Consider the following 12069-nt stretch of genomic DNA (forward strand, 5'->3'; position numbering starts at 1 on the left):
CCGGCCGGGGGCGCGGCGCCGCCTCGGCACGGCCACGGCAAGGCCAGGAGCAGGGTGTTATGCATCGGAAAAAGTACCCGTTCATCGCGGGATTCCTCATTCTTCCCGTCGGTCTCTATGTATTGCTGGTGATCTGGCCCTACCTCCAGACCATCAGTTACTCCTTCACCGACTGGAGCGGCGCCTCCCAGAACTTCAATTTCGTCGGCCTCGACAACTACAAGGACCTCGCGAGCGACGACGTCTTCATCAAGGCGCTGCAGCACAATGCCCTGCTCCTTGTTCTGGTGCCGACCCTGACGATTCTGCTCGCGCTGTTCTTCGCCTTCATGGTGAATGTCGGCGGCCGCGGCGGAGCCGGTGGAGTCGCGGGCGTCAAGGGTTCCGCCTTCTACCGCGTCATCTTCTTCTTTCCGCAGGTCCTGTCCATCGCGATCCTCGCCATCCTGTTCAAGGCGGTCTACCGCGGCGACGACTCGGGGCTCATCAACGGCACGCTCCAGGCGGTCGGCCTCGGCGACAAGAGCAACCCCACGGAATGGCTCAACGACCCCGACCTGGTGCTCTGGTGCATCATCTTCGTGATGGTCTGGGCCGGGGCGGGCTTCTACATGGTGCTGTTCTCGGCCGCCATGCAGTCCATCCCCAAGGACATCTACGAGGCGGCGCTGCTCGACGGCGCCGGGCGGTTCCAGACCTTCTTCCGGGTCACGCTGCCGCTGCTCTGGGAGACCATCCAGACGGCCTGGGTGTTCCTCGCCATTCTGTCCATGGACGCGTTCCTGCTCATCTCCACCCTCACGTCGCAGGACTTCGGCGGTGGTCCCGACCACAGCAGTGAGGTCATCTCGACGTACCTCATGCGCAACTTCCAGACGTACAGCAAGAGCGGGTACGCCTGCGCCATGGGTGTGGTGATGCTGCTGCTCACCCTGATCGTGTCCATCGTCACGCTGCGGCTCAGCCGTCGTGACCGCATCGAGTTCTAGGGAGGCGCGAGCGATGACGGCTCCTGCGACTCAACCGCCGGTCACCAAGGTCAAGGTGCCGGGCCAGCGCGGCGGCGGCCGCGGCCCCGGCAAGGACGGCATGGAGGGCAAGACCCTCAACGCCTTCTCGCACGGCTTCCTGGTGCTGTGGGCGGTCATGATCGTCCTGCCGCTGTGCTGGATCCTGCTCGGCAACTTCAAGACCGACTCCCAGATCAAGTCCAGCGCCTGGACCTGGCCCACCGAGTGGACCTTCGACGCCTTCCAGCGCGGCTGGGAGAAGGGCGTCGGCGACTATCTGCTGAACACCCTGATCGTCATGGTCATCTCGGTGCCCCTGACGATGCTGCTCGGCGCGATGGCGGCCTACGTGCTCGCCCGCTACGACTTCGTCGGCAACCGGTTCGTGTACTACTTCTTCGTCGCCGGTTCGATGTTCCCGGTGTTCCTGGCGCTCGTACCGCTGTACTTCATGGTCGACCGGCTCGGCATGCTCAACACGTACCAAGGACTGATCCTGGTGTACGTCGCCTACTCGCTGCCGTTCACCGTGTTCTATCTGCACTCGTTCTTCCGCACCCTGCCGACGGCCGTGCACGAGGCCGCCGTGATCGACGGCGCCTCGCACACCCGGGTGTTCTTCCAGATCATGGTGCCGATGGCGAAGCCCGGACTGATCAGCGTCGGGATCTTCAACGTCCTCGGCCAGTGGAACCAGTACATCCTGCCGCTGACCCTGATGCAGAAGCAGAGCGGATCCGACCCGGACCGCTCGATGCTCGCCCAGGGTCTGGTCAGCCTGATGAACCAGGGCAACTACGAGACCGACCTGCCGGCCCTGTACGCGGGCATGACGATCTCCATGATTCCCGTGCTCGTGGTGTACCTGTCCTTCCAGCGACAGGTGCAGTCCGGACTCACGGCGGCCACGATCAAGTAACGACGGCAACGATCGAGTATCGCCGAGCACGACCACACAGCCGAAGCGCTCCGTACGCGGGGCGCTTCGGCCGTGTGGTGCGGCCTACTGGATTTTCGTCAAGGACTTGACTGCGGTAACCCCTTCAGCAGAGCTTGGAGTTCACAACTTGTACGGGCGGCGGTGACGCCGCCCGCCATAGGCGGGAGTGGATGAGTCGATGGAGACTCCGGGGTCGCAGTCCTCACTGCACCGAGCAAATCTCGAGCGGGTCGTACGCGCGGTACGGCTCGCGGGATCGCTCACGCAGGCGGAGATCGCCAGGACGACGGGCCTGTCCGCCGCGACGGTGTCGAACATCGTCCGGGAGCTGAAGGAGGGCGGCACCGTCGAGGTCACCCCCACCTCGGCGGGCGGCCGCCGGGCCCGCAGCGTCTCCCTCAGCGGCGACGCGGGCATGGTCATCGGCATCGACTTCGGCCACACCCACCTGCGCGTCGCCCTCGGCAACCTCGCCCACAAGGTGCTCGCCGAGGAGGCCGAGCCGCTGGACGTGGACGCCTCCGCCGCGCAGGGCTTCGACCGGGCCGAGCGGCTCGTCGGCAAGCTGATCGAGGCGACCGGCGTGGACCGCGCCAAGGTCGCGGGCGTCGGCCTGGGCGTGCCCGGGCCCATCGACGTGGAGTCCGGCACGCTCGGCTCCACCGCGATCCTGCCGGGCTGGGCGGGCACCAAGCCCGCCGAGGAGCTGAAGGAGCGCCTCGGCGTGCCCGTGCACGTCGACAACGACGCCAACCTGGGCGCGCTCGGCGAGCTGGTCTGGGGCAGCGGCCGGGGGGTCAAGGACCTCGCGTACATCAAGGTCGCGAGCGGTGTCGGCGCCGGTCTGGTGATCAGCGGCCGGATCTACCGGGGGCCCGGCGGCACGGCGGGAGAAATCGGACACATCACCCTGGACGAGTCCGGCCCCGTCTGCCGCTGCGGCAACCGCGGCTGCCTGGAGACCTTCGCCGCCGCCCGCTACGTCCTGCCGCTGCTCCAGTCCAGCCACGGCACCGACCTGACCATGGAGCGCGTGGTCGCCCTCGCCCGCGACGGGGACCCGGGCTGCCGCCGGGTGATCTCCGACGTCGGTCGGCACATCGGCAGCGGTGTCGCGAACCTGTGCAACCTGCTCAACCCCAGCCGGGTCGTCCTCGGGGGCGCCCTCGCCGAGGCCGGGGAGCTGGTGCTCGCGCCGATCAGGGAGTCCGTGGGGCGCTACGCCATCCCCAGCGCGGCCCGTCAACTCTCGGTACTTCCGGGGGCACTTGGCTCGCGCGCCGAGGTTCTGGGGGCGCTCGCCCTCGCGCTCAGCGAGATGGGGGATTCAACCCTTTTGGACGAGACCCTGCCCGCCACCACACCTGCCTTCACTTAGATAACGCATGGCACCGTTGTCATCTCGTTAAGGATTTACTCCTTGACGCGTGTCGGGCGGCCGAGTTGACTTCGAGCCACCTCGGCCGCAGCGACGCGGCCACGTCAGGGAGGCACCCCCAAATGAACGCATTGACGCGCCGCGTCGGCATAGGCACCGTCACCGTTTCCATGGCGCTGGCCTTGGCCGCGTGCGGCGAGGCCGGTGACGGCGACGACAAGGGCAGCGGCGGCGACGGCAAGACCATCGGCCTGCTCCTGCCGGAGAACAAGACCACCCGCTACGAGACCTTCGACCGCCCCATCATGGAGGCGAAGATCAAGTCGCTGTGCAGCGACTGCGAGGTCAAGTACAACAACGCCGCGCAGGACATCGAGACCCAGAAGAAGCAGTTCGACGCGCTGATCACGCAGGGCGTCAAGGTGATCATCCTGGACTCGGTCGACTACAAGTCCACCAAGGGCTGGATCGACCGCGCCAAGAAGGAAGGCGTGCAGGTCGTCGCGTACGACCGGCTCGCCGAGGGTCCGCTGGCCGCCTACGTCAGCTACGACAACGAGAAGATCGGCCGCCTCCAGGGCGGCGCGCTCGTCAAGGCGCTGGGCTCCGACGCCAAGGACTCCAATGTCGTCATGATCAACGGTTCGCCGACCGACCCGAACGCCCCCTTCTTCAAGAAGGGCGCCCACTCGGTGCTCGACAAGAACGTCAAGAAGGTCGCGTACGAGCAGGACATCCCGGACTGGTCCCCGGACGAGGCCAACAAGAAGATGGCCGCCGCCATCGACAAGCTCGGCAAGGACGGCATCGACGGCGTCTACTCCGCCAACGACGGCATGGCGGGCGGCATCATCACCGCCCTCAAGCAGCGCGGCATCGACGTCCCCGTCGGCGGCCAGGACGCGGAGCTCGCCGGCATCCAGCGCCTGCTGAGCGGCGACCAGGCCTTCACGATCTACAAGCAGATCAAGCCGGAGGCCGAGACCACCGCCGAGATCGCGGTCCGGCTGCTCAAGGACAAGAAGATCGACGACCTGACCGACCGCAAGGTCAACTCGCTCAGCGGCGACTACAAGGGCATCCCCGCCAAGCTGTACGACGCCCAGGCGATCACCAAGGACGAGGTGGCGGACACCATCGTCAAGGACAAGGTCTACAAGGCCAGCGACATCTGCACCAAGCAGTTCAAGAAGGCCTGCGACGAGGCCGGGATCAAGTAACTCCCGGTCAGGTTCCAGGTGTTGACGCGGCCCGCGCGCCGCGAGACACCTTCCCCAGCGGTCCGGTGCCCGCCCGCTACATTCCGCCCCGCAGTCGGAGGGCGGGCACCGGGCACCTTGTCCTGCGTGCCGCACGGCCCCGTGTCCCCGCACACGCGGTCCGTGCCGCCCGCGCGCACCACCATCCCCGCCCCTGAAGGCGGCGAAGGAGATGATTCACGTGTCCGCTACGCCCGTGCTGGCGTTGCGCGGGGTCTCCAAGCGGTTCGGCGCCGTCCAGGCGCTCACGGACGTAGACCTGGAGATCCACGCCGGTGAGGTGGTCGCCCTCGTCGGCGACAACGGCGCCGGCAAGTCCACGCTCGTCAAGACCATTTCCGGGGTCCACCCCATCGACGAGGGCGCCATCGAGTGGGAGGGCAGGGAGGTCCGCATCGGCCGCCCCCACGACGCCCAGCACCTCGGCGTGGCCACCGTCTACCAGGACCTCGCGCTCTGCGACAACCTCGACGTCGTCGCCAACCTCTTCCTCGGCAGCGAGCTGAAGAGCGCCTCCGTCCTGGACGAGATCAAGATGGAGAAGCGGGCCCGGGTGCTCCTGGACACGCTGTCCATCCGCATCCCCAGCGTCCGCATCCCCGTCGCCGCCCTCTCCGGCGGCCAGCGGCAGGTCGTCGCCATCGCCCGCGCCCTGGTCGGCGACCCCAAGGTCGTCATCCTCGACGAGCCCACCGCCGCCCTCGGCGTCGAGCAGACCGCCCAGGTCCTCGACCTGGTGGAGCGCCTCCGCGAGCGCGGTCACGGCGTGATCCTCATCAGCCACAACATGGCCGACGTCCAGGCCGTCGCCGACCGGGTCGCGGTGCTCCGCCTCGGCCGCAACAACGGCGTCTTCCGGGTCGCCGACACCTCGCCCGAGGAAGTCATCGCCGCCATCACCGGCGCCACGGACAACGCCGTCACCCGCCGCAGGGCGCGCACGGCCACGGCAACGAAGGAGGGCGCGAAGTGAGCGACCTCGCCAAGACCCCCGACACCCAGAAGGTCCAGGCGGCCACCGGCGGCACCGTGGACGCCGAGCCGTCCGCGACCCCCGCGGCGGCCGTCGACCCGCGCCTCCTGGTGCGCGAGCAGGGCTTCGCCGGTTACTGGACGGAGTTCGTCCGCAAGGTCCGCGGCGGTGAGCTGGGCTCGCTGCCCGTCGTCGTCGGCCTCATCGTCATCGCGCTGGTCTTCCAGCTCCAGAACGACAAGTTCCTGTCCGCGAGCAGCCTCGCCAACATCGCGGTGTTCACCTCCGGCGTCGGCATCATGTCGGTCGGTATCGTCTTCGTGCTGCTGCTCGGCGAGATCGACCTGTCCGTGGGCTCCGTCGCCGGTGTGGGCGCCGCCGTCTGGGCGGTCCTCAGCGTCACCCACGGGTGGGGCGACTGGCTGTCGGTGGTCGTGGCGATCGCCTCCGGCATGGTGATCGGCGCGCTGCACGGCTTCTTCTTCGCCAAGATCGGCGTACCGGCCTTCGTGGTCACCCTGGCGGGCTTCCTCGGCTGGAGCGGTCTGCAGATCTGGCTGATGGGCAAGGAGGGCAGCATCAACACGCCCACCGGCTCCGTCGTCGAGGACCTGACCACGCACTTCTTCGCCGCCAAGATCGCCGCGTACGGCCTGGCGCTGCTCGCCGTGCTCGCCTACGGGGCCTCCCAGTACCTGGACGCCCGGCGCCGCAAGAACGCCGAGCTGCCCTCGCGCCCGCTCAGCGAGATCCTGCTGCGCACCGGCCTGCTCGCCGTCCTCGCCTTCGTCGCCGCGTACTTCCTGAACGAGCCGGAGGGCGCCCGCGGCCTGCCGCTCGCCCTGGTGCTGTTCCTCGCCGTGCTCGTCATCGCGGACTTCGTGGCCCGCCGCACCACCTTCGGCCGCCAGGTCTTCGCGGTCGGCGGCAACGCGGAGGCGGCGCGCCGCGCGGGCATCAACGTCGACCGGGTCCGGATCACCGTGTTCGCGATCTCCGGCATGCTCGCCGCCTTCGGCGGGCTCTTCATCGCGAGCCTCTCCGGCGGCGCGACCAAGAGCCTCGGCGCCGGCAACACCCTGATGATGGTGATCGCGGCGGCCGTGATCGGCGGCACCAGCCTCTTCGGCGGTCGCGGCAAGATCTGGTCCGCGATGCTCGGCATGCTGGTGATCCAGTCGATCCAGCAGGGCCTGAACCTGGAGGGCATGCCCAACGAGATCCAGTACATGATCACCGGCGCGGTGCTGCTCGCCGCCGTCGTGATCGACTCGGTCTCGCGCAAGACCCAGAAGTCCGCAGGCCGCGCCTGATTCCGCAGGCCCACGCCTGAGTACACGCATCCGTGCCCGGTACCGGTCATTCCGGTACCGGGCACGGGCGCGTCGTCGAATAGGAACATGTGTTCCCGTCCGGGGGGCCGGATTTCCGGGCCGCCCCCGGTCGTACCAGTCGATTTACAGCCGATCGCGTGACGCCGGACCCCTGGCCCGGACTACGCCGTCAGCGGCGGAACATTAGACTCGACAGGCCCGGCAATGCTCGAACAGCGCTACACGCTCTACTGCAAGGAGGCACGGGTGCCGCTGCTGACCCGCATCACGGGACCGCGCGATCTGGACCTGCTCGGCCCGGAACAGCTCAACCAGCTGGCGGACGAGATCCGCGGCTTCCTCGTCGACGCTGTCTCCAAGACCGGCGGTCACCTCGGCCCCAACCTCGGTGTCGTCGAGCTGACCATCGCCCTGCACCGCGTCTTCGAGTCGCCGAAGGACAGGGTCCTGTGGGACACCGGCCACCAGGCCTACGTCCACAAGCTGCTCACCGGCCGCCAGGACTTCGCCAAGCTGCGCGCCAAGGGCGGCCTGTCCGGCTACCCCTCGCGCGCCGAGTCCGACCACGACGTGATCGAGAACAGCCACGCCTCCACCGTGCTCGGCTGGGCCGACGGCCTCGCCAAGGCCAACGAGGTGCGCGGCAAGGACGACCACGTGGTCGCCGTCATCGGTGACGGCGCCCTCACCGGCGGCATGGCCTGGGAAGCGCTGAACAACATCGCGGCCGCCAAGGACCGCCCGCTCGTCATCGTCGTCAACGACAACGAGCGTTCCTACGCCCCCACCATCGGCGGCCTCGCCAACCACCTCGCCACCCTGCGCACCACCGACGGCTACGAACGCTTCCTGGCCCGCGGCAAGGACCTCCTGGAGCGCACGCCGGTCGTCGGCAAGCCGCTGTACGAGACGCTGCACGGCGCCAAGAAGGGCCTGAAGGACTTCATCGCCCCGCAGGGCATGTTCGAGGACCTCGGCCTGAAGTACGTCGGCCCCATCGACGGCCACGACATCGAGGCCCTGGAGTCCGCCCTGCAGCGCGCCAAGCGCTTCAACGGCCCGGTCATCGTGCACTGCATCACCGAGAAGGGCCGCGGCTACAAACCCGCGGAGGAGGACGAGGCCGACCACTTCCACGGCATCGGCCCGATCCACCCCGACACCGGTCTTCCGATCGCCGCGGGCGGCATGGACTGGACGTCCGTCTTCGGCGAGGAGATGGTCAAGCTCGGCCACGAGCGCGACGACATCGTCGCCATCACCGCGGCCATGCTCCAGCCCGTCGGCCTGCAGAAGTTCGCCAAGGCCTTCCCCGACCGGGTCTACGACGTCGGCATCGCCGAGCAGCACGCGGCCGTCAGCGCCGCGGGCCTCGCCAGCGGCGGCGTCCACCCCGTCTTCGCGGTGTACGCGACCTTCCTCAACCGCGCCTTCGACCAGCTCCTGATGGACGTGGCCCTGCACAAGTGCGGCGTCACCTTCGTCCTGGACCGCGCCGGGGTGACCGGCACCGACGGCGCCTCGCACAACGGCATGTGGGACATGTCGATCCTCCAGTGCGTGCCGACCCTGCGCATCGCCGCGCCCCGCGACGCCGACCAGGTCCGCCTGCAGCTCCGCGAGGCCGTCGAGGTCGACGACGCGCCGACCGTCGTGCGCTACTCCAAGGGCGCCGTCGGCCCCGCCGTGAAGGCCGTCGGCACGGTCGGCGGCATGGACGTGCTGCGCACGGCGGGCGCCGACCGGCCGGACGTCCTGCTGGTCTCCGTGGGCGCGCTCGCGCCGATGTGCCTGGAGATCGCCGACCTGCTCGACAAGCAGGGCATCTCCACCACCGTCGTCGACCCCCGCTGGGTCAAGCCGGTCGACGAGGCCATGGCGCCGCTCGCCGAGCAGCACCGCGTCGTCGTCACCGTCGAGGACAACTCCCGCGCGGGCGGCGTCGGTTCGGCCATCGCCCAGGCCCTGCGGGACGCGGGCGTGGACGTGCCGCTGCGCGACTTCGGCATCCCGCCGCGCTTCCTCGACCACGCGTCGCGCAAGGAGATCATGGCGGAGATCGGCCTGACGGCCCCGGACATCGCCCGCCAGGTGACGGGTCTGGTCGCCAAGCTCGACGGCCGGTTCGAGCGCAACGCTGCGTCCGTCGACTCCGTGGAGCCCGCGCGCGACTGAAGTAAACGACCGATGTGTCCGATGGGCCGGTTTCGCCACCGTGAAGAGTGGTGAAACCGGCCCATTTGCGTGAATCCACCCGCGTCGGGGCATGAGCACTTCGTGCCCTCTCGATCATGTCGAGCACGACAAGCGTGGGAGGTACGCCGTGAGCAGCACCCTCTTCCGGACGAAGAAGGTCGAGCAGTCCATCCTCGACACCGAGGAACCAGAGCACGCGCTCAAGAAATCCTTGTCCGCGCTGGACCTGACCGTCTTCGGCGTCGGTGTCATCATCGGCACCGGCATCTTCGTCCTCACCGGCACGGTCGCCAAGAACAACGCGGGACCCGCCGTCGCCCTCGCCTTCGTGGTGGCGGGCGTCGTCTGCGCCCTCGCCGCCCTCTGCTACGCGGAGTTCGCCTCCACACTCCCGGTGGCGGGATCGGCGTACACGTTCTCGTACGCCTCACTCGGCGAGCTGCCCGCCTGGATCATCGGCTGGGACCTCGTCCTGGAGTTCGCGCTCGGCACGGCGGTGGTCGCCGTCGGCTGGTCCGGCTACATCGCCTCGCTGCTCGACAACGCGGGCTGGCACCTGCCCGCGGCGCTCGGCAGCAGGGACGCGGCCGACGGCTTCGGCTTCGACATCCTCGCCGCCGCCCTGGTCCTGCTGCTCACCGTCATCCTCGTCCTCGGCATGAAGCTGTCCGCGCGCATCACGTCCCTCGTCGTCGCCGTCAAGGTGACGGTCGTCCTGGTCGTGATCGTCGCGGGCGCCTTCTTCATCAAGGGCGACAACTACGACCCGTTCATCCCGAAGGCCCAGGAGGTCGAGGCGGGCGGCGGTCTGGACTCCCCGCTGATCCAGCTCATGTTCGGCTGGGCGCCGAGCAACTTCGGCGTGATGGGCATCTTCACCGCCGCCTCCGTCGTCTTCTTCGCCTTCATCGGCTTCGACGTCGTGGCCACCGCCGCGGAGGAGACCAAGGACCCGCAGCGGGCCATGCCGCGCGGCATCCTCGGCTCGCTGCTCATCTGCACCACGCTGTACGTGGCCGTGTCGGTCGTCGTGACCGGCATGCAGCACTACTCCCAGCTCTCCGTGGACGCCCCGCTCGCCGACGCGTTCAAGGCCACCGGACACCCCTGGTACGCGGGCTTCATCAGCTTCGGCGCCGCCGTCGGCCTGACCACGGTCTGCATGATCCTGCTGCTCGGCCAGACCCGGGTGTTCTTCGCGATGAGCCGCGACGGACTCCTGCCGCGCTTCTTCTCCCGCGTCCACCCGCGCTTCCAGACCCCGCACCGGCCGACGATCCTGCTCGGCGTGATCATCGCCGTCGTGGCCGGGTTCACCCCGCTCAGCGAGCTCGCCGAGCTGGTGAACATCGGCACCCTGTTCGCCTTCGTGATCGTCGCGGTCGGCGTGGTCATCCTCCGCAGGACGCGGCCCGACCTGCCGCGCTCCTTCCGCACCCCCTGGGTGCCGGTCCTGCCGATCCTGTCCGTCGGCGCCTCGCTGTGGCTGATGCTCAACCTGCCCGCCGAGACCTGGGTCCGGTTCGGCGGGTGGATGCTGCTGGGTGTCGTCGTCTACTTCCTGTACGGGCGCTCGCACAGCCGCTTGGGCCAGCAGCTGAAGGCGATGGCGGGGGCGGTGCCGCCGCCGTCGGGCCCGTCGGGTTCGTCGGGTGCCTCGGGTCGCGACACCGAGTAGCCCGCTGGACGGCCTTTCGGCCCCGTACGTTCCCTTGGGGTGGGAACTGCGGGGCCGAGTGCTGTCCCGGCCGTGCGGTGCGGCCGGTCCGGCCGGTCGAGCCGGTCGACCCTTCGGGCACAGTTGCCCTGCAAATCCTGCCCCCCGAGCGCACGGTCAGGGCATTCCTTGCCGCCGCGTATGCCTGGTTGCCGCCGACGGCCGAGGGATATGCCCAGAGATGTACCGATTCACCGACCGGCGACGGCGCCCCGCTCCCCGGCCTGCATCCGCCGCCAGTCCCGCGTCACCGACGCCATCGCCGACACCGCGGCCCGCAGATGTCTGTCCCGATCGCGGATCCGCGCGCCGAACTCCACGTGCAGGAACTCCGTGTCCTGCGCGGTGGCGTTGCGGCCCTGGACGTTCTTGCGGCCCTCCAGGGGGCAGGAGCGGGTCCAGGCGCGGCACACGTCGTAGCCGCGGCGGCGCAGGGCGTCCGCCAGGTCGCGGCCCTCGGCGACGGCCTCGCGGCCCTTGCCCGTGGAGGCGACCACGTCGTACTTGGGTGCGGAGTCGTCGGCCATCCCGTGCACCTGGATGCCGGGTACGCCGCGCTTCGCCAACTCGTCGCAGATGGCGTGGAATACGCTCTTCCGCCGGTGCGCCACGTCCGCCTCGTCGTCTCGCCCTGCTTTGCGATGTGCCCCCGCAATGACCATGACGCCGCCGGGGGAGCGACTGAGCAGCGCGGCGCCGAGCCGCTCGGTGTGGCGGTCGGCGACGGGGTGGGGGACCTGCACGGACCAGCGGATGGGGGAGTCGAGGTCTACGTAGACACGGCCCCAGCCGCGCGGTGCCGACGCGTCCTCGGAGAGGTCGGATACCTCGGCGAAGCGCCGCCCGGAGTCGGTGTCGGTGACCGTGCGCACCTGGAAGTCGACGTCGGCCAGGCGGCGTTCGGCCCGGGAGCGGTGCCGGTCCAGGAGCAGGGCCACGCCCTCGGCGACGGTGCGCCGGTCGGCGGCCGAGGGGCGGCGGTAGCCGCTGTCCTCGGAGAAGCCCGCGGTGTACGCGGTGACCCGCCGCTCCAGGTCGGCGCGGACGCGGCCGCGGGACGACGGTGAAGGCGCGGTCGACGGGGTCGGCGTCGCGGACGGATCGCGGTCCTCCGGGGAGCGGCCCTCCGACGGCCGCCGGTCCGGCGAGCGCTCGGCCCACCCGGAGCGCGGCTTCTCGCTGTCCGACGCCGAGGAGCACTGTGTGAGACACAACACGCCCGCCAAGGCGACGGCCAGCGCCACAAGACCCCTGCGCCGCTT

The 12069-nt window shown here is 69.3% G+C and carries 9 protein-coding genes; 8 read left to right on the forward strand and 1 reads right to left on the reverse strand.

Annotated features, from left to right (window positions below; all coding sequences use genetic code 11):
- Positions 1–59 precede the first annotated feature (59 nt).
- From IE274_RS10665 to IE274_RS10700, 8 genes are all read left to right on the forward strand, one after another.
- Positions 60–989: a carbohydrate ABC transporter permease gene (locus tag IE274_RS10665; RefSeq protein ID WP_190115420.1), complete on the forward strand. Its 930-nt coding sequence runs from the start codon at positions 60–62 to the stop codon at positions 987–989.
- Between the two features lie 13 nt (positions 990–1002).
- A complete protein-coding gene (locus tag IE274_RS10670; protein WP_190115421.1) occupies positions 1003–1929 on the forward strand; it encodes a carbohydrate ABC transporter permease in 927 nt (308 codons plus the stop codon).
- Between the two features lie 199 nt (positions 1930–2128).
- The gene (locus IE274_RS10675; protein ID WP_190115422.1) at positions 2129–3328 is read left to right on the forward strand and encodes an ROK family transcriptional regulator; all 1200 of its coding nucleotides are present in this window, start codon (positions 2129–2131) and stop codon (positions 3326–3328) included.
- A 122-nt stretch (positions 3329–3450) separates the two neighbouring features.
- Positions 3451–4548: a substrate-binding domain-containing protein gene (locus IE274_RS10680; protein ID WP_229909450.1), complete on the forward strand. Its 1098-nt coding sequence runs from the start codon at positions 3451–3453 to the stop codon at positions 4546–4548.
- 211 nt (positions 4549–4759) lie between these two features.
- On the forward strand, positions 4760–5560 hold the full coding sequence (locus IE274_RS10685; protein WP_190115423.1) for an ATP-binding cassette domain-containing protein: 801 nt from the start codon (positions 4760–4762) through the stop codon (positions 5558–5560).
- Complete coding sequence (locus IE274_RS10690; RefSeq protein WP_190115424.1) at positions 5557–6873, forward strand: sugar ABC transporter permease; 1317 nt, start codon at positions 5557–5559, stop codon at positions 6871–6873. Before IE274_RS10685 ends, IE274_RS10690 begins: the two co-directional genes overlap by 4 nt.
- Positions 6874–7140: 267 nt before the next feature.
- Positions 7141–9069 carry a 1-deoxy-D-xylulose-5-phosphate synthase gene (gene dxs, locus IE274_RS10695; protein WP_190115881.1) on the forward strand — a complete coding sequence of 643 codons (1929 nt, stop codon included), beginning with the start codon at positions 7141–7143 and terminating at the stop codon, positions 9067–9069.
- Between the two features lie 148 nt (positions 9070–9217).
- Positions 9218–10768 (forward strand): amino acid permease, encoded by a 1551-nt coding sequence (locus tag IE274_RS10700; RefSeq protein ID WP_190115425.1) that lies wholly within the window; start codon positions 9218–9220, stop codon positions 10766–10768.
- Positions 10769–10998: 230 nt separating this feature from the next.
- Here IE274_RS10700 and IE274_RS10705 read toward each other — a convergent pair whose 3' ends face one another.
- Positions 10999–12021 (reverse strand): hypothetical protein, encoded by a 1023-nt coding sequence (locus IE274_RS10705; RefSeq protein WP_190115426.1) that lies wholly within the window; start codon positions 12019–12021, stop codon positions 10999–11001.
- Between the last annotated feature and the right edge of the window lie 48 nt (positions 12022–12069).

This window comes from Streptomyces flavofungini (assembly GCF_014650815.1).
GTDB lineage: Bacteria > Actinomycetota > Actinomycetes > Streptomycetales > Streptomycetaceae > Streptomyces > Streptomyces flavofungini.